Source organism: Rhodospirillaceae bacterium (assembly GCA_016722635.1).
Classification (GTDB): domain Bacteria; phylum Pseudomonadota; class Alphaproteobacteria; order JAEUKQ01; family JAEUKQ01; genus JAEUKQ01.
Genome location: JADKIX010000010.1, coordinates 110,888 through 130,377 on the forward strand (window position 1 = coordinate 110,888; position 19,490 = coordinate 130,377).

General features: G+C 46.8%; 18 protein-coding genes and 1 tRNA gene. 12 read left to right on the forward strand and 7 right to left on the reverse strand.

The window, feature by feature from the left end; genetic code table 11:
- Both IPP67_04750 and IPP67_04755 read left to right on the forward strand, forming a co-directional pair.
- Positions 1–483 carry a hypothetical protein gene (locus tag IPP67_04750; GenBank protein ID MBL0338480.1) on the forward strand — a complete coding sequence of 161 codons (483 nt, stop codon included), beginning with the start codon at positions 1–3 and terminating at the stop codon, positions 481–483.
- 28 nt (positions 484–511) lie between these two features.
- Positions 512–793, forward strand: coding sequence for a hypothetical protein (locus IPP67_04755; protein MBL0338481.1), 282 nt, complete (start codon positions 512–514; stop codon positions 791–793).
- 71 nt (positions 794–864) lie between these two features.
- On the opposite strand, the gene IPP67_04760 is transcribed toward IPP67_04755, so the two are convergent.
- Entirely contained in the window at positions 865–1,782 is a 918-nt protein-coding gene (locus IPP67_04760) for a methyltransferase domain-containing protein (protein MBL0338482.1), read from the reverse strand.
- Positions 1,783–1,899: 117 nt separating this feature from the next.
- Here IPP67_04760 and IPP67_04765 point away from each other — a divergent pair, with 117 nt between their 5' ends.
- From IPP67_04765 to IPP67_04780, 4 genes are all read left to right on the forward strand, one after another.
- The gene (locus IPP67_04765) at positions 1,900–2,793 is read left to right on the forward strand and encodes a glycine--tRNA ligase subunit alpha (GenBank protein MBL0338483.1); all 894 of its coding nucleotides are present in this window, start codon (positions 1,900–1,902) and stop codon (positions 2,791–2,793) included.
- Positions 2,794–4,911, forward strand: a complete 2,118-nt coding sequence (locus IPP67_04770; protein MBL0338484.1) for a glycine--tRNA ligase subunit beta — start codon at positions 2,794–2,796, stop codon at positions 4,909–4,911.
- Between the two features lie 75 nt (positions 4,912–4,986).
- Entirely contained in the window at positions 4,987–5,130 is a 144-nt protein-coding gene (locus tag IPP67_04775) for a hypothetical protein (GenBank protein MBL0338485.1), read from the forward strand.
- A 21-nt stretch (positions 5,131–5,151) separates the two neighbouring features.
- Positions 5,152–5,727, forward strand: a complete 576-nt coding sequence (locus IPP67_04780; GenBank protein MBL0338486.1) for a sel1 repeat family protein — start codon at positions 5,152–5,154, stop codon at positions 5,725–5,727.
- A 33-nt stretch (positions 5,728–5,760) separates the two neighbouring features.
- On the opposite strand, the gene IPP67_04785 is transcribed toward IPP67_04780, so the two are convergent.
- The 4 genes from IPP67_04785 to phaC all read right to left on the reverse strand — a co-directional run bounded on the left by IPP67_04785 (position 5,761) and on the right by phaC (position 11,876).
- On the reverse strand, positions 5,761–6,456 hold the full coding sequence (locus IPP67_04785; GenBank protein ID MBL0338487.1) for an ABC transporter ATP-binding protein: 696 nt from the start codon (positions 6,454–6,456) through the stop codon (positions 5,761–5,763).
- The gene (locus IPP67_04790; GenBank protein ID MBL0338488.1) at positions 6,453–8,744 is read right to left on the reverse strand and encodes an efflux RND transporter periplasmic adaptor subunit; all 2,292 of its coding nucleotides are present in this window, start codon (positions 8,742–8,744) and stop codon (positions 6,453–6,455) included. Before IPP67_04790 ends, IPP67_04785 begins: the two co-directional genes overlap by 4 nt.
- A gap of 98 nt (positions 8,745–8,842) precedes the next feature.
- The gene (locus tag IPP67_04795; GenBank protein MBL0338489.1) at positions 8,843–9,940 is read right to left on the reverse strand and encodes an NAD(P)/FAD-dependent oxidoreductase; all 1,098 of its coding nucleotides are present in this window, start codon (positions 9,938–9,940) and stop codon (positions 8,843–8,845) included.
- A 127-nt stretch (positions 9,941–10,067) separates the two neighbouring features.
- A complete protein-coding gene (phaC, locus tag IPP67_04800) occupies positions 10,068–11,876 on the reverse strand; it encodes a class I poly(R)-hydroxyalkanoic acid synthase (protein ID MBL0338490.1) in 1,809 nt (602 codons plus the stop codon).
- 496 nt (positions 11,877–12,372) lie between these two features.
- Here phaC and glpX point away from each other — a divergent pair, with 496 nt between their 5' ends.
- Both glpX and recJ read left to right on the forward strand, forming a co-directional pair.
- Positions 12,373–13,332 carry a class II fructose-bisphosphatase gene (gene glpX, locus IPP67_04805; GenBank protein MBL0338491.1) on the forward strand — a complete coding sequence of 320 codons (960 nt, stop codon included), beginning with the start codon at positions 12,373–12,375 and terminating at the stop codon, positions 13,330–13,332.
- Positions 13,333–13,342: 10 nt separating this feature from the next.
- Complete coding sequence (gene recJ / locus IPP67_04810; protein ID MBL0338492.1) at positions 13,343–15,142, forward strand: single-stranded-DNA-specific exonuclease RecJ; 1,800 nt, start codon at positions 13,343–13,345, stop codon at positions 15,140–15,142.
- Between the two features lie 7 nt (positions 15,143–15,149).
- Here the strand turns inward: recJ and IPP67_04815 are convergent, their stop codons facing one another.
- Together IPP67_04815 and IPP67_04820 are read right to left on the reverse strand one after the other, a co-directional pair.
- A complete protein-coding gene (locus tag IPP67_04815; protein MBL0338493.1) occupies positions 15,150–15,614 on the reverse strand; it encodes a copper chaperone PCu(A)C in 465 nt (154 codons plus the stop codon).
- A gap of 56 nt (positions 15,615–15,670) precedes the next feature.
- Entirely contained in the window at positions 15,671–16,288 is a 618-nt protein-coding gene (locus tag IPP67_04820; protein ID MBL0338494.1) for an SCO family protein, read from the reverse strand.
- A 232-nt stretch (positions 16,289–16,520) separates the two neighbouring features.
- Here IPP67_04820 and IPP67_04825 point away from each other — a divergent pair.
- From IPP67_04825 to IPP67_04840, 4 genes are all read left to right on the forward strand, one after another.
- Positions 16,521–16,596, forward strand: a tRNA-Glu gene (locus tag IPP67_04825).
- Positions 16,597–16,767: 171 nt separating this feature from the next.
- A complete protein-coding gene (locus tag IPP67_04830; GenBank protein ID MBL0338495.1) occupies positions 16,768–17,181 on the forward strand; it encodes a hypothetical protein in 414 nt (137 codons plus the stop codon).
- A gap of 152 nt (positions 17,182–17,333) precedes the next feature.
- On the forward strand, positions 17,334–18,113 hold the full coding sequence (locus tag IPP67_04835; GenBank protein ID MBL0338496.1) for a 16S rRNA (uracil(1498)-N(3))-methyltransferase: 780 nt from the start codon (positions 17,334–17,336) through the stop codon (positions 18,111–18,113).
- Between the two features lie 11 nt (positions 18,114–18,124).
- A complete protein-coding gene (locus tag IPP67_04840; GenBank protein ID MBL0338497.1) occupies positions 18,125–19,489 on the forward strand; it encodes a glutamate--cysteine ligase in 1,365 nt (454 codons plus the stop codon).
- Position 19,490 lies beyond the last annotated feature (1 nt).

The window sequence follows — 19,490 nt, forward strand, 5'->3', positions numbered from 1 at the left end:
ATGGGATGGGATATAAGCCAGCTTGTTTGGCAAAAAGACGGAATTGAGATGATTGATCTTAAAGATAAATTATCTAATCCTATCGATTCTTATACTATCAAATTACTGTCTAATGGTTCAGGGGCTGTTTATTTTTACCTGTCACGAGAGGAAGATGATAGCTCATCGTCAGTAGTGATCTATCGGATTGATCTCAAGACCAAAAGTTTTGAACCTATTTATTCCGTAAGCATGATTTTAGAAGCGGAAAAGAATTCCGAGGCTGATAAGGGGGTTAAATATAATCCGATCATCTTGAAAAATGGTGACTTGGCGATTTTAGAGCTGTGCCCGAAAGCATTTCTTAGATTATGGCGGTTTGATTCAAAAGATAAAAGCTGGAAAATACTTTGGAAACATTATCGCGTGGGTTATGGGAATATGCTTGCTTTGCTTCCGACCCCTCATGGGCAGTTTATTCTGATGGATGAAAATACAATATAAACTTTTGCCGATTACACTGCAGATGAGAGTGAAACATCCGATCCGTTGGGAAGATTACGCGTTAAGGGTAATCTTTATCGGCGAAAATGGGTATATGTCTAGTTTAGGGCTGGCAAGTAAATTATTTGTGTTGGGACGAAATTATTTTACAACTGGTGATGATAGAAATGTTCACCACAATGCCTTTTTAGTCAATCTTCCACAAAATAACATAGGGATAATAGTCGATATAGATGAATATCCTGGACGGGTTTTTCAATTAAAAATAGAAGAAGAGCAATATCCCTGGAAATCTCCTGTAGAACATTGAGCGAATAGAGAAGAAAAAGATTATCGCTATGGAAAATCAATAATTATCCCCTTCCTTTCAGCATATATAGGTTAAGGGGTTTTGTCGCCAGCTTTCTGTTCTTGGCTATCCAAAGCATCGGCTAGGCGTACTTTGGCACTACCGCGTTTCAAGGCCTGCTGTTGGGATGGGTGGGGTGCCCAACCACACAGGTAAATGATTTCAAAGCTAGCTGTGATTTTATTATCGCTTGTTTTATATCGCTCCTGATAAAGCTGGGCGGCCTTGGCAAATAACAGGCGCGGCGGTACTTTCCGCTGGCGTTCTTTTAAGGTATTGCTTTCGCCCATGCCTTGGATATCTTTCAAAAGTTCCCGCATATTGCTATAAGTTACTGTCACAATTTCATGGTCAATGACCGGCAGAGCAAAGCCCGCCCGTTGCATCAGGGCTGCCATATCCTGGAGGCCCGCAAAGGGTGAAACCCGCGGACTGACGCCATTCGTTAGTTCAATTTCTGCCTCCATCAATACTTGCCGCAATTCCCTTAAGGTTTCTCCGCCGAACAAACAACCCAGGAAAAGTCCGTCGGGTTGCAGGCAGCGGCGAATTTGGGCCAAATAACCGGGCAAGTCATTGACCCAATGCAGATATAAATTGCTGATGACCAAATCAAAATAATGCGGTTGGAAAGGAATGGTTTCATCACTAACCACTTTGCCACGCAAAAAATCATCCGGTGATAAAAGCGTTAAGGCGGATTGTAGCATGGTATTTGCAGAATCAATCAGGGTTAGGCGCTGCTGCGGATATTTTTGTCGCAGCATCTTGCTTAAATATCCGCCTCGGCAGCCAATTTCCAGAATATAGTGAAAGGACCGTGTGAAATCATCCAGACGTTCCATCAGCAAATCCGCTTGATGGCGAAATAAAAAATCATGCTTGTAGCCATTGGCGGCAACGCGGTTACGGTGCAGTTCTAGCAAATGGCGATCGAAAACCTCAATCATGATTATGCTGCAAATCCCTTATCGTTTTTATAAAACATGGAAACGCTTCATCCGGCGCTTGATTATCCAGTCATCAATCGTTACTCTCAATCATCGCAAAAAAAGGATAACATGTCTATGGCGGCACCCAATAAAGAAAACTGTTTTCAAGCGCTAATTTTCAAATTACAGCAATTTTGGGCCAATCAGGGCTGTGTGATTTTACAGCCCTATGATGTGGAGATGGGGGCCGGTACATTCCACCCGGCCACCACCTTGCGGGCTTTGGGTAAAAAGCCCTGGAAAGCGGCTTATGTGCAACCCTCACGCCGGCCAACCGATGGCCGGTACGGCGAAAACCCCAACCGGCTGCAGCATTACTACCAATTTCAGGTGATTATGAAACCATCCCCTGCCAATAGCCAGGAGCTGTATTTGCAAAGTTTGCAAGCCTTGGGCATTGACCTTTTGAAACATGATATTCGCTTTGTTGAGGATGATTGGGAAAGCCCAACCTTGGGCGCTTGGGGGCTGGGTTGGGAAGTGTGGTTGGATGGGATGGAGGTTTCCCAATATACCTATTTTCAGCAGGTAGGGGGGATTGATTGTGATCCATCCTCAACCGAGCTAACTTACGGCCTGGAGCGTTTGGCCATGTATGTGCAAGGCATTGAAAACGTGTACCAGCTGGATTGGAATGGGGTGACGGGCGCAGGCAACATCACCTACGGTGACGTTTATCTGCAAAATGAACGCGAGTTTTCCGCCTATAATTTTGAACAGGCCGATACCAAACGCCTGTTCCAGCATTTCCAAGATGCCGAAGCCAATTGCCAACAGCTTTTAAAATTACCCAAGCCTTTGGCTTTGCCAGCCTATGACCATTGTTTAAAAGCCAGCCATTTATTTAATTTATTAGATGCGCGCGGGGTGATTTCGGTGGCGGAGCGCCAAGCCTATATCGGGCGGGTGCGGGCCCTTGCTAAGGGCTGCTGCGAGACATGGTTAAATAGTCAAGGGGAGGGTAAATAGATGGCTGAATTCCTGCTTGAAATTCTTTGCGAAGAAATCCCAGCCAGTTTGCAACAGCAAAAAGCTGTGGAATTAGGAAGCTTAATTCATGATCAATTAAATAATCTTAAAATTTCCTATGATCAAAAAGCACAAGTGTTTAGTTCACCGCGTCGATTAATAATCGTCATGGATCAAATGGCCGAAAAGATCGAGGCGCAGATTGAAGAAAAAAAGGGTCCACGGGTGGGATCTGATGACAAAGCCATTCAAGGTTTTTTAAAGGGTGCCGGACTGAAGAGCCTTGACCAATGCGAGCAACAGGAAACCCCTAAAGGTACTTTTTGGATCGCCAAAATCCGTAAGGAAGGGGGATCTGTGGCTGAAATGTTGCCAAATGTTATTGAGCAAGCCATGAAACAAGTCAATTGGCCAAAATCCATGCGTTTTGGCGAACATCAATTTCCTTGGATTAGGCCTTTGCGACAAGTATTGGTGGTTTTTAATGGCAAACTATTGTCGGGCAATCTGAATTTATCTGGCCAGAAATTTGTTTTCACAAATAAAACAGTCGGTCATCGCTTTATGGCGCCCAAGGAAATCACCGTTCAGTCTTTTGCCGATTATCAAGATAAATTACGCAAAGCGTATGTGATCATAGATCAGAATGAGCGCAAAGAAAAAATTAAAAAGCAGATCAAAGAAGCTTGTAAGGCTGGTCATCAACTCAGGCAGGATTCGGCATTGTTAGATGAGGTAGTGGGGTTGGTTGAATGGCCCAAAGTATTATTGGGTAATATTGATTCCGATTTTATGTCATTACCATCCGAAGTGCTGGCAACTTCAATGCGGGTGCATCAGAAGTTTTTTTCAGTCATAGACTTAGATGGCAAGAGTGTGCCTCATTTCCTAACAGTTGCCAATATTGAAGCGCCCGATAAAGGTGAAGCGATCATTAAGGGCAATCAGCGCGTGTTGCGGGCGCGGCTTTCGGATGCGCGTTTCTTTTATGAATTGGATTGCAAAATTTCGCTTGCTGATTACGCCAAGCAAACCCAGGCGATTTTGTTTTATCAAGGCTTGGGCAATGTTTGGCAGAAAACCGAACGGCTGCAATCCTTGGTAAAGAAAATCGGCGCTTATATCCCGACATTCAATGAGGCCTTGGCCGTGAAAGCGGCTGCCTTATGCAAGGCCGATCTGGTCAGTAAAATGGTGCGGGAGTTCCCAGAATTGCAAGGGGTGATGGGCAGTTATTATGCGGCGGTGCACGGGGAAAAGCCGGAGGTCAGCCAGGCCATCCGTGATCATTATGCCCCGCTGGGCCCCAATGACCAATGCCCGCGCCAGCCAATTACCATTGCCTTATCCTTGGCGGATAAGCTTGATAGTTTGGTGGGGTTTTGGGGAATCAACCAGAAACCCACCGGATCGAAAGACCCCTTTGCCCTGCGCCGCCAAGCACTCGGGGTGATCCGCCTGATTTTAGAAAATCAATTACGTCTGCCCTTGCGCGACATCATCCATTTTGCCTATTGGGGATATGGCGAGGTGGGGGTTTGGCAAGATAAATCACCCGCCACCGATAAGGCACACCAGCCTAAATTCATTGCCAACCAATTGCTGGAGTTCTTTGTTGACAGACTTAAAGTGACGTTGAAAGACCAAGGGATACGTCATGACCTGATCACCGCCGTATTCGCCAACCAGCAGGAGGATGATCTGTGGCTGCTGGTTCACAAAATCAAAGCCCTGCAAGAATTTATTGCGAAGGCCGATGGTAACAACTTATTGATAGCGGCCAAACGTGCTGGCAATATTTTAGCGATTGAAGAGAAAAAAGATAATATTGTTTATCAACCCTTAACCGCTTTACCGAAAGTATTGCCAGCAGAGCAGCAATTATTTGACCAATTGGCGAAAATAAAACCGGTATTTATGAAACATTTGCAAGCCGAAAAATTCAATGATGCCTTGACGTTGCTTAGCCAATTGCGCCAACCGCTCGATCAGTTTTTTGAAGAAGTGGTGGTGAACAGCCTCAAGGCAGAGGAACGCTTGCAGCGCCTGCAACTTTTATCCAGCGTACGTGAATTGGTAGTAAAAATCGCTGATTTAAGTAAAGTCGAAGGGATTTAAAATGAGAAAATCATTTTTCGGATTGATTGCATTCGCAATGGTTCTCCCGTTTTTAGCCTATGGGCAAGCAGTGAATTGGGATCAAAAAGCATCACTCAGCAATTAGCGGCCGCCATGAAGGCGGATGCGATGGAAAATTACGGGGAAGCCTTTCCCATATTTCAAAAATTGGCAACCAAATGTTTGGGAATATCCAACAAATTTTTTGAGCGGCTTTGAAGAAGAGGAAAAGGAAAACAGATGAAAAAAGCAGCGTTTTTGGAAAGTTTTACGGCTGCCTGCCAGGCCTATGATGCCAAGAAATACCAGCAAGCTTTTGAACTGTTTCAACCATTGGCCGAGATGGGTGAACCGGTGTCACAATATCGGTTGGGGATTTTCTATTTTCTAGGCCTTCACGTGGAGCAAAGCGAGCAAGAAGCGTTTAAATGGATCAGCAAATCTGCCGAAAGCAATTATCCAGCGGCTTTAAGTACCAAGGGTGAAATGTTGTTGGTAGGCGAGGGGGTTGAGAAAGATATCCATAAAGGAATTTACAAGCTGGTGATGGCGGCGGGTTACGGCTCCAGTAAGGCGCAGGCATTGGCTTGTTTGGCGTATGGGCATTATGTTAATGATCCGGCCAATACCTATTTTTGGGGGTTGCTTGCCAAAAACAACCCGTCTGGTGACGCCGAGCAAAACCAAATGGTTGAAAAATTAATGAAGGGCTTGCAAGCGAAACTGACGCCCGAGCAAATCCAGGCCGCTAAAGACAAAGCCAAAAATTGGCAACCCTTGAAATGGGAACCCCCGGCAGATTTATTTGAGGATTAGGGCGGGTTTGAATATCAGCAGGTAAATTTAAAATCAAGCCTGATTCAACCTATCCCCAATCAACTGGCCGTCTTGCAAATGGATGCGGCGCCAGGTTTTGCTGGCCAATTGTTCATCATGGGTGACCACGGCCACCGTTTTCCCTTGGTCTTTGGCAAGCTTGGCCAATAAATCAAATACCGCATTGGCGTTTTTGGTATCCAAGGCGCCGGTGGGTTCATCCGCAAAAATGAATTGCGGGTCATTGGCCAAGGATCTTGCAATCGCCACCCGTTGGCGTTGCCCGCCCGACAGCTGCGCTGGTCTTTTCAGCGCCTGATCGGTGATGCCCACGGCATCCAGAAGCTCCTTGCTGCGTTTCACCATTTGGGAATGGGTCAATTTTTTGAGTTGCCGCATAGGGATCATGACATTCTCCATAACCGTCAATTCTGCCAGCAAAAAATGGAACTGGAACACAAAACCAAATCGATTTAAACGTACCCAAGCCCGCTCTTCTTCCTGCATCATTGAAGTGGGATGGCCATTAATCATTAATTCGCCATGAGTAGGGCTATCGAGTAATCCCAATAAGTACAGCAAAGAAGATTTACCTGAACCCGATGGGCCAATAATGGAGGCAAATTCTCCTGCCGATAGCTGCAGATTAATGTCACTAACGAGGGTAACGGTTAAATCACCTTCCGTTAAAATACGGCTAAGATTGATGGTTTCCAACACAATGCTCATGTGGCTCCCCGTACAATTACCAAGGGGTTGAGGCGAGCGGCTTTACGGGCGGGCAACCAGCCAGCCAAAACCGCCGCCACCAATGCCAAGCCGCCTGCCAATAAATAGCGTTCAAATGAGCTATCGACAATCAGGGTTTGGTTGGGGTTGGAAGCGCCTGGGGCAGGGATTTGCTCAAGTCCCCAAGATAAGGCATAGCCAATCACCCAACCCATCAAGCTGCCTAAAAATCCTACCACCGTGCCTTCAATCACGAAAATACTGGCAATATTTTGGCTGTTAAGGCCAATTGAGCGTAAAATGGCAATATCACGGGCTTTTTCTAAAACCACGGTTGAAATAATATTGAAAATGCCGAAACCTGCCACAATCAAAATGGCGCTAACGGTTGCGTAAATAATTAAATTTTGGATTTGAAAAACCGCCAATACCCGGCTGTTAGTTTCCTCCCAAGGGGCGGATTTATACCCCCAACGTGCTTCCAAATCCGCTGCTACGGGGATAGAGCGGCTGACGTCGGGCAAGCGGATGCGGATTTCATTAATCACCCGCGGCCGATTCTGAATGGCTTGCTGTTTGATCAAATGAATATAAGCCTGGCCCTCATCGAGCTGATTGAGGCCGGTGCGGAAAATGCCAACAATTTTTAAATTAGTGATAATGCTGGCGGGCGTTGCCGCAATCAAACTGTCCCCGAGATTAGCCCCCAATTTATCCGCTAGCAAACTGCCAATGATGACCCCGTCTGGTACGGAGTTTAATGAGGTGAGCGAGCCTGCAATTAAATCCTCGGGCAGGCTGGTGACGGTGCCTTCGATATCAGGATCAATCCCCAGCATAGAAACGGCGGCATCGCGCCCGCTGCGCCGCAACAGCACCTGGCCGCGCAACACTGGGGCTGCGCTGATACCCTGTTGGTGAAGTGAGTCAAGGATATTCGCAGCCCCTAAAATACCGCGCACCGGTTCTTGGGGGAAAGCGCGTTTTACCTGCACAGCATCGCCCGCATAGATTTGTTCGGCGGGTTGCAGCGCTGGGTAACGCACCTCATCATTCATGACGATATGGGCGTTTGATTCAATGATTTGGGTGCGGAAAAAATCCTGAAACCCTTTCATCATGCCGGAAACCGAGATGAAAAAACCAACCCCCATCGCCACCCCTAAAACCGAGGCCAAAGTTTGGCGTTTCCGCACCGATAGATGCGACCAGGCGATCATCAGGCTTAGCGGTATCATGGGATGATATCCACTGCCCGGCCTGGGCGCAACTGATCGGATGGCGAAATAATAATTTGATCGGTTAAGTTCAGCGGGGTTATGATCTCGGTTTTCTGCAATCCTTGGACACCAATTTTTAGGGGGTAGGCGTTGGGCGTGCCCGTCTTTCACCTGCCATATGTAAATAAAAGGCGGCTGATTAACGCCTGCCTGTTCAAAATGAATGGCGGCGGTTGGCAGCAATAAGGCGGATGGCCGTTCCTCCAAAATCACATTGACGTCCAGGGTCATGCCGATGAGCAACGGGGTGCCTTGGGGAAGATTGGCCTCAACCCGGTAGGTACGGTTGGTGTTGTTGGCGGTTTGATAGATTTTGCTGATGGCCGCTTCAAAAACCCGGCCGGGATAGGCCTCAGCCTTTGCCAGTAAACGCGAATTCAAGGCCAATTTGCTGATATCGCGTTCATCGATATCGGCAATAATCCGCTTTTGGTCACCAGATACAATGGTAAATAAGATGCTGTTCGCGGTTACATTCTGCCCTAAAGAAACATCGCGGGTGCTGATAAGACCGGCAACAGGGGCGGTAATTTTCAGATCGGCCAGCGTATTCTGCTGCAATTGAAGGTTCGCTTGGGCCTGTTGCCGGTCTGATAAAGCTCGTTCAGCGACCTGCGGAGTGGCGATGCCTTTGGCCAGCAAGGATTGCACCCGTTTTTCTTCCTGCAACGCCAGATTATAAACAGCCTGGGCTTCCTGCAACCGCTGCTGCGCTTGCCGGTCATTCATGACAGCCAATATTTGGCCGGGTTCTACCCTGTCGCCGATCTCCGCACGCAGTTCCACAATTTGGCCGCCGCTGACTGGGCTGACTTTAGCAGTCTGCTGCGCCTCAACCAAACCGGTTGCATAAACGGCCTCAACTGCTAAACCCCGCTCTGGCGATACCACTTGCACCGCAATAGGGGCGTAATGATGCCACAACCACCAGGCGCCTCCAGCGACCGGTATCAGCAACAGAATCACCTGCATGAGGCGGCGTTTGAAGGTTTTTGGTTTTTTCATCATTTTATGGGATATTAGTCCTATGAAAGAAAGGCCTGTTAGCTACCTATATAACATGGGGTGGTTTTTGCAGAAGTAAAGCGGGGAATATAGGGAAAATATCACCGGTTGATTTCTACCCGGCTGTGGCGATTAAAAAAAATCATTTTCCCCAACCATTTCTGTAGGAAAGGCAATTGTAATAAGGGAAGGGCTTGATGGCAAAATCCTGATTGCCATAATTGCCGCAGCAGTTTCTTCCCGGTAAAATCGGGGTATTGCTGGCGTAATAAAACGCCTGGGTGAGGGGCTGCAGGGTTTTGTAGATAATCGGCGATCAGGCGGCCAGATTTTTGCCCCAATTCAAAACTTAAGCGGATGCCGCCAGCAGTTAAGGGGGAAACAAGGCCAGCCGCATCCCCAATCAACAAAATTCGCTGGCGGTAAAAAGGTTCAACGCAGCCGCCCACCGGGATTAAGCCGCCATGGGCCCCGATTTTTTGATCGGGTTGTATCTTGAGGACGGGGCGAATAAAATCCAGGAAACTTTCCCCGTCCGGTTTGTGGGATGGGTGATGGACCGCCAGCCCCACTTGCAACCGGTTAATGCCGCCCACCGCCCAACCTAAATAGCCAGGCGCATGAAGATGACTTAAAAAGCAGTGCAGTTCCTCTTCGGCAAAATTGGCAGGCAGGGGATAATCATATTCAATCCCTAACAGGAATTTTTTGTTTTGCCCCAAACCGGATTTTTTAGCCACGGTTGAGCGGGCGCCATCCGCCCCTACCAGAAAGCGCGTGTGTAAGTCGAAATCGGACAGGGAAATCCCGTCTGCTTGTTCCCTATAGTCGCGGAACCGGCAGTTGAAATTGATGGCAACCCCAAGCTCCGTTGCATGCCAAGCCAGCCATTCGAGTATGCCGGAGGTATGGGTAGCCAGAAAAAAATAATCCGGTGTATGCAGGGAAAAGCTTTTCAGATGTTGATCATACAACCGCACGGTTGAAATCTTTTTGGTGAGATGGCTGGGAATCTTATAAAAATCCGCGGCTTCCTGCACCAATAAACCGGTGGTGCCTGGATGATGACCGGCTTTCGGGTTTTTTTCAAGCACCACCACCTTTAATCCCGCTTGGGCGGCTTCTATGGCGCAGGAAAGACCTGCAAAGCTGGCGCCCACAATAACCAAATCCACGGCCCGGTTATAAGAATGAAACATCACACATGCTATAAAATAAAAATGAACGACAGTTTATCATAGATTTTATGGGGAATAAACCTCAGCCCTCAAAAACAATAGCCAGGTAAAAACCTGGCTATTGTTGAAAGCTTAGGACGGTAAAAACTTAACGCACCTTTACATAACTGCCAGGGGCTGGTTCAATCACTTTCCAGCCGTTGTCCCCTGGGTTGCGGGCGGCTATTTGTTCGCCCGTGAATGATACAACCCACTTTTGCCAATCATTCCACCAGGATCCCGGATGTTGGGTTGCTTGCTGCAACCATTTTTCAGGGTCACCCGGTAACTTGTCATGGGTCCAGTAGGCATATTTGTTAGTGGCAGGCGCATTGATAACGCCCGCAATATGGCCTGAACCGCCCAATACAAAACGCCTATCGCCGCGATATAATTGGGTGGCCGCATACACCGATTTCCAAGGCGCTATATGATCTTCCTTGGTGGCTAGGATGTAGCTGGGGGTTTGAATTTGTCTGAGGTCAAGTGGGATGTTGGAAAAAGACAATTCCCCTTTTACCAATTTGTTTTCTAAATACATGTTGCGTAAATAAAAACTGTGCATTTGGGCGGGCATACGGGTTGAATCGGAATTCCAATATAAAAGGTCAAAGGGCATGGGTTCTTTGCCCAACAGGTAATTATTGATGACGAAACTCCATATTAAATCGTTGGCCCGCAACAAGTTAAAAGTGGTGGCCATCTCACTGCCAGATAAATAACCGGTTGCCTGCATTTTTTTCTCAAGGGCTTGTAATTGGACCTCATCAATAAATACCCCTAATTCGCCTGGCTCGGTGAAATCAACTAGGGTGCTGAGATAGGTGGCACTATGGATAAGCGGTGATGATTTCTTGTTTTTTGCCTTTTTCTGCTGTGCCTCTAAATAAGCCAAGGTGCAAGCCAGTAAAGTGCCGCCCAAGCAGTAACCTACGGCATTTACCCCTTTTGCCTTGGTAATTTGCTGGATGGTTTCAATGGCAGCAAGGATTCCTTCTTGCATATAATCTTCAAAAGTTTTCCCGGCTAATTTTTCATCCGGGTTGACCCATGAAATCATAAAAACGGTATGTCCTTGGCCAGTTGCCCAGCGGACAAAAGAATTATTTTCTCGCAGATCCAGGATATAATATTTGTTGATCCAGGGCGGAATGACCAGCAAGGGCCGTTCATAAACTTTTTCCGTGGTCGGGTTATATTGGATCAATTGCATCAGGCTGTTTTGGTAAACCACTTGCCCAGGGCTGGTGGCAATATTGCCACCTAATTGGAAGGCATTGGGGTCAGTCATGGTGATTTGTAAATGGCCGCGGCCTTTTTCCAAATCACGCAATAAATTTTGTAAGCCCTGAACCAAATTCTGTCCCTTACTGTTAATGGTTGTCCGCAAAATTTCAGGGTTGGTCAGCAAAAAATTGCTGGGGGATAAGGCATCGACAAACTGGCGTAGGTAAAAATCAACTTTTTTGGCGATTTGGGGATCAAGATCTTTGGCTTCACGGGTTAAGTTCAGCATCCATTTAGCTGACAGCAAATAAGATTGCTTCAAATAATCAAACACCACATTCTCTTGCCAGGCGCTATCCTTGAACCTTTTGTCTTGCGGTTGGCTCATAGGAGAGGGGGGTACCGGGGCATTGCCTGCCATCCGTTGCCAGGTTGATTGCCATAATTTCTGATATTCTTCCCACCAAGCCATTTGGTATTGCCATAAACGATCGGGATGGCGCAGCAGCTGGGTCAAATATTCTTGGAACGCTTGCCCAACATTAAAAAAATTTTCAGTTCCCATCGAAGAATGACTAGGTTGTTGCTGAAGGAATTTTTCAATGATTTGTTGGGATTGTTTGCCCATTTGGGCCAGCCAGTCTATCATGGCGTTTGGGGAAGAAGGGGGTTGCGAAGATTGATTCATCATAATACCTAAAGGATTGGGTGGATATTTGCACTATTGACGATTAGCATCATTAACACTTTATTGATTTATAGGATAAGTTATTCTAAGTTTCAAACAGGAATGTTTCTGGCGTGGTCAATATAGCCAAAAAATTCAGCTTGAGACAATATAAGTTTTTTATGATCACCATCATTAGGTCTGGCATTAGGTCTGAAATGCGTAGGGTTCAACAAAAAAGATTCAAAGCGCCACATAAATCTAGCCAATTAAAATATTTGGTGATTGTTTGCGCTTGTTTTTTCACAGTCGCTTGCGCGCAAAGGTCATTTCCTAGATTACAAGATTTTTCAACCCAACCTTGGCAAAAAAGCCAAGTGGATTGGGTAAAGATGCGGGAAGAGTTATTAAAACAGCATCAAAAAGGCTTGGATATCATGACAAGCAACCCGCTATCATTTAAAAACGGAAGGCAATGAATTATGAGAATGATCATTTTACCAGCAAGGATATAAAGTTTATGGACAGAAATTTAGCTTTGGAAGCCGTTCGTGTTACTGAGGCCGCCGCCTTGGCTGCTGCAAAATTGATGGGTCAGGGAAATGAAAAAGCAGCTGATCAAGCAGCGGTGGATGCCATGCGTCGGGCCTTCAACAGTTTGGCGATTGAGGGTACCGTGGTGATTGGGGAGGGTGAACGGGATGAGGCACCCATGTTATATATCGGGGAAAAGGTGGGGGCGGGTGGGCCAAAAATTGACATCGCCCTTGATCCGCTTGAGGGAACTTCGATCACCGCCAAAGGTGGGCCCAATGCCTTGGCGGTGGTTGCCATGGCCTCCGCGGGAGGATTTTTATATGCCCCTGATGTTTATATGAATAAAATTGCGGTGGGCAGCGGCGTGCCCAGGCACGCCATTGATCTTGATGCAAAACCTGCTGAAAATATTAAAGCCGTGGCTAAGTGCCGTGGGGTTGATGTGGGCGATATCGTCGTGTGTATTTTAGACCGTCCCCGTCATGCGGAATTAATTAGCCAGGTGCGGGCTGCAGGGGCCCGGATTATGTTGATTGATGATGGCGATGTTAGCGCGGTTATTGCCACCAGCCAGCCGGATACCGGGGTGGATATGTATATGGGGATTGGTGGGGCGCCGGAGGGGGTATTGGCCGCTGCTGCCCTTCGCTGTACGGGCGGATTTATCCAGGGCCGCCTGCTATTTCGGAATGACACAGAGAAAAAGCGGGCGGATCGGTGCGGCATTACGGATTTAAACCGTAAATACAGTTTGGAAGAATTGGCCCATGGGGATGTTATGTTTGCGGCCACTGGGGTCACGGATGGCAGCATGCTGCATGGGGTGCGGCGGAATCGGCAAAGCGGCCGGACGCATTCGGTGGTCATGCGTTCAAAAACAGGTACGGTGCGCTTTATTCAAGCTCACCATGATTTCAGCCGGAAGCAACCATTGTCTTCCTAGGATTTAAGTTATGCAGGATGGGTTGGCTTTTCTGGGCGTCCAACAATCAGTAACCGGAAAAAAATGGCAACAACGATCAGGTTCTGAGCGTTTAGGGTTAGCTATAGCCCAACGCTTACAATTGCCTGAAATTGTTGGGGTATTACTGGCAGGCCGCGGTATTGCTATTGATGATGCTCTTGGTTTTTTAACCCCTACCTTGCGTGAATTGCTGCCTGATCCTTTAGTCATACCTGGAATGGATGCCGGAATCGCGCGGGTTTTAAGCGCCTTGTTCAAGCAGGAAAAAATCGCCATATTTGGTGATTATGATGTGGATGGCGCTACATCCGCGAGCCTGCTCAAAAGGTTTTTTGATGCCCTGGATGTTCCTGTCCGCCTATATATCCCCGACCGTATGTTGGAAGGCTATGGCCCGAATTTTAAAGCCATGCAACAACTGCATCAGGAAGGAATTAGGCTGGTTATCACGGTTGATTGTGGCACCTCATCGGTTGAGGTGATCGCTCAAGCTTTAGAAATCGGATTGGCAACGGTAGTGATCGATCACCATGTGGCAGATGCCAATCTTCCCCAAGCCGCAGCTATTATCAACCCTAACCGGTTGGATACCCCTGCTGATATTCGTCAATCTTACGGCCAATTGGCCGCCGTTGGCATGGCTTTTTTATTTTTGGTTGGTCTTAACCGGGCGTTGCGGCAAAAGAACTTTTATCAAGGTAAGCGCAGCGAGCCTGATTTACGGCAATGGTTAGATATTGTGGCTTTAGGGACCATCTGTGATGTGGTGCCCTTAACCGGGCTTAACCGGGCTTTTGTCAGCCAAGGTTTGAAAATTATGGCGCAGCAGGGTAACCCCGGATTAAAAGCGTTGATGACGGTCACGGCTTTAGACCAAGCGCCCAGCGCCTATCATGCGGGCTATGTTCTGGGCCCGCGCATTAATGCAGGGGGGCGGATCGGCACGGCGGATTTGGGGGTGCGGTTATTGTCCACGAACGACTTCCTAGAAGCCCAGGGGATTGCCGAGCAATTGCACCGCCTGAACCAAGAACGCCAGGAGTTGGAGCAAAAAGCTTTTGAAGAAGCCCTATGGATGGCGAAAAGCCAGCAATTCTCGCAGCCGACCGATATTTTGCTGGTGTCCTCACCATTGTGGCATCAGGGGATTATTGGCATTATCGCCGGACGACTCAAGGAACATTTTCATCGACCGGTTTTTGTGGTCAACCTCCAAGACCAGCTTGCCAAGGGATCGGGAAGGTCTGTCCAGGGGCTTGATTTAGGGACTGCCGTTATTGCGGCCCGGCAAGCAGGTTTGGTGCAGGCAGGTGGGGGACATCCCATGGCCGCTGGCTTTACTGCCGATGCCTCAGGTCTTGATACATTAAAAGTTTTTTTAAACCAGCATTTACGGCAGCAAGCACGCCAGGTTTCCTATATACCGGCCATGGAGATTGACGGGTTATTAACTGCCCAAGCGTTAACGCCTGCTTTATATCAACAAATCAGCCAAATCGGTCCCTTTGGCAATGGCAATCCAGAACCGCGTTTCGCCATCGCCGATGTGCGGTTTTTGAAAACAGAAATTGTGGCAGAGAAACATGTGCGTTGTCTGGCAATCGGCCAGGACCGCAAAAGTTTTAAGGCAATGGCTTTTAGGGCGGCTTCCTTACCCTTAGGGCAATTATTGTTGAAACCCCACACCCTTTTCCACCTGGCCGGTACCCTGCGCCTGAATTTATGGAATGACCGTGAAGATATCCAGTTCATTATTGAGGATGCGGTTGTTTCTGACCGTCAAGGCTAGGCAACAGCTACCGAACCGTCACTTGCACCGCATAACAGCCGGATTTGGCAAAATTCAGCTCAATTTGAAACTGGGATTTGGGCGCTAAAATTTGGGACAAATCCATTAACATAATATGAGAATCATTCGGCATAAAAACCACCTGCTGCTTGGCGGGAATGACCACTGTTTCGCGCGGGCGCATCATCAGAACCATCCCGTCTGTCATTGTTGCGTGAATAGCCGCTTTCTTGGCGATATTGGTTTCAACCTTGATTAATTGATCAGGCTGCGATGATTGATTGGTTAAAGTTAAATAGATGGCGGCAGGCATTTGTTGATTGGTTACAGGCCTTGCCCAAGCGTTGGAAACCACAATTGTGTGATCATTTTTGCATTCTGCGGCCATTGCCATGGCTGTCATGCTGGTCAATAAACTGATCAGGATGAACAATAATTTAAGGAGCGTCCAAGGGTTGGTAAAGACAGGCATAGGTAGAAATCCTTTTTTCTCTTTTTGCAGATCTTTTTAAGTGGTTGGCTAATTTTTTAATTCAACATTTTTTGCAGGGTGGTAAGAATATCTTCCGCCGGATCATTCCAACGGAAAATACGATCAAAAACCCCTTGCGGATTAACCAGGTAAAAATAACCGGAATGATCAATGCCGTATCCGTCGGGCAAATCCATCTGTTCCACGCGGCTATAATAGACCCGGAAGGCGGCCGCCGTTCTTTGAATATCATTACTGCTGCCGCTTAATCCCAAAAGGGTGGGATAAAAAGTGCTGGCATATTCGCTAGCGATGGCCGCTGTATCCCGCTCAGGATCAAGGGTAATAAAAATCCCTTGAAGCTTATGGGCTTTTTGCCCCAACCCCTCTAAAATCAGGGCCATTTTATCAAGAGCAGTCGGGCAAATATCAGGGCAATGGGTGAAGCCAAAAAATATCAACTGCCATTTTCCGGGAAAATCTTGGTTCGTTACTGTTTTTCCCTGGGCATTGGTTAATTGAAATTCTGTACGGATTAAGCTTGGGGCAGAAGAGGGAGGCGATTTAGAAGAGGGGGATTGCAGATAACCCAAAATTATGCCAACGCCTAAAAAAACCAGCGAGCATAAAAGGGCAATCGTAAAATACTGGAAGGTTTTTGATAATTGGGCCATCAGACATCCATAGGAATTGAACAGGTACAATCTAGCATCAAGTCGATAAAGGAATAAAGCACTATAGTGTCACATTCCCCTTATCCGGCCACTGATTAGAGTGCTAAGTAATCCTTACTGATTATAACCATTGTTTATGTCCATAAGAAAAAAACGTGGAAAATCAGCAAGCCAGTGGAAGAATCTGTTGATTTTCAAATGGTAACAGGATAGATGTAAAAACCAGGTCGCTGTCCCCATCGTCTAGAGGCCTAGGACACCACCCTTTCACGGTGGTGACACGGGTTCGAATCCCGTTGGGGACGCCATGTTTTCTCTCTGCTCATAAACTTCCATTTTTGAACTTTACCGGTCCTTTTTTTAAAAGACATTTTTAATGGAAATTTAAGCAAACATCCGCAGATTCCATATTTCTATTTTCCCCTACGTATTGTTCATGGTAAAGCCAATTAGCATTTTACCGAAAATAGGAATTTCATATGCTAGGAAAAAAATTACTCTATTTAGCTTTACTAGGGGTTGGGTTGTGCTCAGCAGAGCTTTATGCTCAAAATCCTAGGGTGCAAATGCTTACCGTTTCTTGGCCCAATGGATGTCAGCCAGAATATTGCCAAATGAAGCAAAGCCATGATTCTAGTCAATTATGGTGGGTTTGTAGTAATACGTCCCTAGATACAAACGAAACGGTATCGGGATTTGTTTCTTTGAAAACCGGACAATTAAAACCAGTCGGATTTTTACTGTCTAGGGATCAATTGAAAAAATTGCTTAATTTACCTCCGCAGGCCTATTTTAGGGTTGAAGCGGTAACGGCACCCCCAAAAAGAACTTCAACCTCTTTCTTCAAGAATGTGTCTTCAGGTTTCATCACGGCTCCGTTGCAAACCAATTGAAAATCTTAAAACGTTGGTCTAATATCCCCTAATCTATACCAGCCCCTAGAAATATATCCATCTTTTCCAGTTGAATTTTAGCTTTGATCGCCCCACCTCAGAAGTAGCGTAACCCGGCCTTTATAATAAATGATCGGAAAAGAGGGTCATGAATGAATAGATTTTTTACACTGCGTTTGTTTGTTGACCATTCTTTAGAGGCAGATGGATTGGTTGAGGTTAGTGAAGACCAAGCACACTATTTAACCCAAGTCATGCGAATAAAACCGTTGGAAGAAATCGCTCTTTTTAACGGCCGTGAGGGGGAATGGATTGCCCGTACAGAATCCATTAACCGCCGCCAGGTTCAATTACGTATCCTTAGGCTTAACCGCCTTCAACCGGCGGCTGTGGAATTGCATTTATTTTTTGCTTTATTAAAGAAAGACCCAACCGACTGGTTGATTGCCAAAGCAACCGAGTTGGGGGTTTCCCATTTTCACCCCATGATCACCCAATATACCATGGCGGAACGGGCAAAAATAGAGCGCTGGCAGCGTATTGCGGTGGAAGCCGCCGAGCAAAGCCAGCGTTTAAACATACCCCAAATGGACGAACCCGTTCCCTTAGCAACCGTTTTCCAAACATGGTCACCCGATTGTCCCGTTTTTCTGTGTGCGGAAAAAGGCCAAGCCCAATCTTTCAGATCCCTATTCGAAACTTCCGGCCATAAGTTTGCCCCGAAAGGGGCGGTCATGATTGGCCCAGAGGGGGGTTTTCATCAAAAAGAGCTTGATTTTATTGCCAGTCATCCTTTTGTTTGGGCGGTTGGGTTGGGCCCCAGATTGCTCCGTGCTGAAACTGCTGCCATGGCGGCCCTGGTCAGCTGGCAATTATGTTTCGGCGATACTCTCGAGCGTCCGGCTGCCATGCTTTCTCACCCAATCAATTAAGGAACATTTATATGTCCGCAATTCCTGATGTTCAGAATGAAATCATCACCTCGAAAAAGCAGCTGGTCGATTATTTGGCATCTGGGTGCAAACCCAAAAAAGACTGGCGCGTTGGCACGGAACATGAAAAGTTTTTGTTTCATCGTTCAACCTACAAATCCTTAAATTATGAGGAAAAAGGCGGCATCCGGGATATTTTGCTGGCGTTGACAAAATTTGGTTGGAAGGTCAGTGAAGAGATGGGACAGCCGATTGCTTTACATCGCGGTAAAGCGGCCATAACCTTGGAACCAGGCGGGCAATTTGAACTTTCAGGCGCCCCTTTGGAAAACCTTCATCAGACCCAGGAAGAATTTGCTGAGCATTTTGCTGAGTTAAAGAAAATTCAGGATGTTTACAATTTTGGCATTTTACCCTTGGGATTTCAGCCGAAATGGTTAAGGGGGGATATCCCCTTAATGCCGAAGGCCCGGTATCAAATCATGCGCGAATATATGCCGAAAAAAGGATCTCTGGGTGTGGATATGATGCTTCGCACCTGTACAGTACAAGCAAATCTAGATTTTTCTTCCGAAGCGGATATGGTGAAAAAATTCCGGGTTTCCATGGCCCTGCAATCGCTGGTCACTGCTTTGTTTGCCAATTCACCATTCACGGATGGCAAGCCTAATGGCTTTGAAAGCTATCGCAGCCATATTTGGAACAATACGGACCCTGACCGTTCAGGCATTCTAAGCTTCGCCTTTGATGCGGACATGTCTTTTGAAAAATATGTGGATTATATTTTAACAGTTCCCATGTATTTTGTGTACCGGGAAGGGCGTTATATCAATGCGGCTGGCCAGTCTTTCAAAGATCTCATGAAAGGCAATCTACCGGCCTTGCCTGGAGAACAGGCAACGCTTGGCGATTGGATCAACCATTTGGGGGTGGCTTTTCCTGAAGTGCGGTTAAAAAAATATCTGGAAATGAGAGGTGCGGATGGGGTTCAGGTAAATGCTTTGCCCGCCCTGCCCGCTTTGTGGGTAGGATTGCTTTATGATGAACAGGTTTTGAATGAAGCGGAAAGCTGGATTAAGAAATGGAAACTACCGGATATCCAACAATTGCGTTTGGATGTGCCAAAATTAGGATTGAAAGCGCTGCTTGGAAAACAGCCCGTTTTAGAGTTATGTAAATCAATGCTACAGTTAAGTTTAGAAGGATTGCATAGGCGAGGCATCAAGAATAAGCAGGGACATGATGAAACCGTTTATTTGGATTTTTTACAAGAAGTCATAAAGTCTGGAAAAAACCCGGCACAAATGATGTTGGAGCAATACCATCAAGGTAAATTACCTGATATGGATTATATCTTTCAACATTACGGGATATGAT

Excerpts from the sequence above, each read along its gene's own strand:
- IPP67_04785 (MBL0338487.1), bottom strand. The coding sequence starts at position 6,456 with ATGAGCATTGTGTTGGAAACCATCAATCTTAGCCGTATTTTAACGGAA.
- phaC (MBL0338490.1), bottom strand. The coding sequence starts at position 11,876 with ATGATGAATCAATCTTCGCAACCCCCTTCTTCCCCAAACGCCATGATA.
- recJ (MBL0338492.1), top strand. The coding sequence starts at position 13,343 with ATGCAGGATGGGTTGGCTTTTCTGGGCGTCCAACAATCAGTAACCGGA.
- IPP67_04795 (MBL0338489.1), bottom strand. The coding sequence starts at position 9,940 with ATGTTTCATTCTTATAACCGGGCCGTGGATTTGGTTATTGTGGGCGCC.
- glpX (MBL0338491.1), top strand. The coding sequence starts at position 12,373 with ATGGACAGAAATTTAGCTTTGGAAGCCGTTCGTGTTACTGAGGCCGCC.
- IPP67_04815 (MBL0338493.1), bottom strand. The coding sequence starts at position 15,614 with ATGCCTGTCTTTACCAACCCTTGGACGCTCCTTAAATTATTGTTCATC.
- IPP67_04830 (MBL0338495.1), top strand. The coding sequence starts at position 16,768 with ATGCTAGGAAAAAAATTACTCTATTTAGCTTTACTAGGGGTTGGGTTG.
- IPP67_04790 (MBL0338488.1), bottom strand. The coding sequence starts at position 8,744 with ATGATGAAAAAACCAAAAACCTTCAAACGCCGCCTCATGCAGGTGATT.
- IPP67_04780 (MBL0338486.1), top strand. The coding sequence starts at position 5,152 with ATGAAAAAAGCAGCGTTTTTGGAAAGTTTTACGGCTGCCTGCCAGGCC.
- IPP67_04840 (MBL0338497.1), top strand. The coding sequence starts at position 18,125 with ATGTCCGCAATTCCTGATGTTCAGAATGAAATCATCACCTCGAAAAAG.
- IPP67_04820 (MBL0338494.1), bottom strand. The coding sequence starts at position 16,288 with ATGGCCCAATTATCAAAAACCTTCCAGTATTTTACGATTGCCCTTTTA.
- IPP67_04750 (MBL0338480.1), top strand. The coding sequence starts at position 1 with ATGGGATGGGATATAAGCCAGCTTGTTTGGCAAAAAGACGGAATTGAG.
- IPP67_04760 (MBL0338482.1), bottom strand. The coding sequence starts at position 1,782 with ATGATTGAGGTTTTCGATCGCCATTTGCTAGAACTGCACCGTAACCGC.
- IPP67_04770 (MBL0338484.1), top strand. The coding sequence starts at position 2,794 with ATGGCTGAATTCCTGCTTGAAATTCTTTGCGAAGAAATCCCAGCCAGT.
- IPP67_04765 (MBL0338483.1), top strand. The coding sequence starts at position 1,900 with ATGGCGGCACCCAATAAAGAAAACTGTTTTCAAGCGCTAATTTTCAAA.
- IPP67_04835 (MBL0338496.1), top strand. The coding sequence starts at position 17,334 with ATGAATAGATTTTTTACACTGCGTTTGTTTGTTGACCATTCTTTAGAG.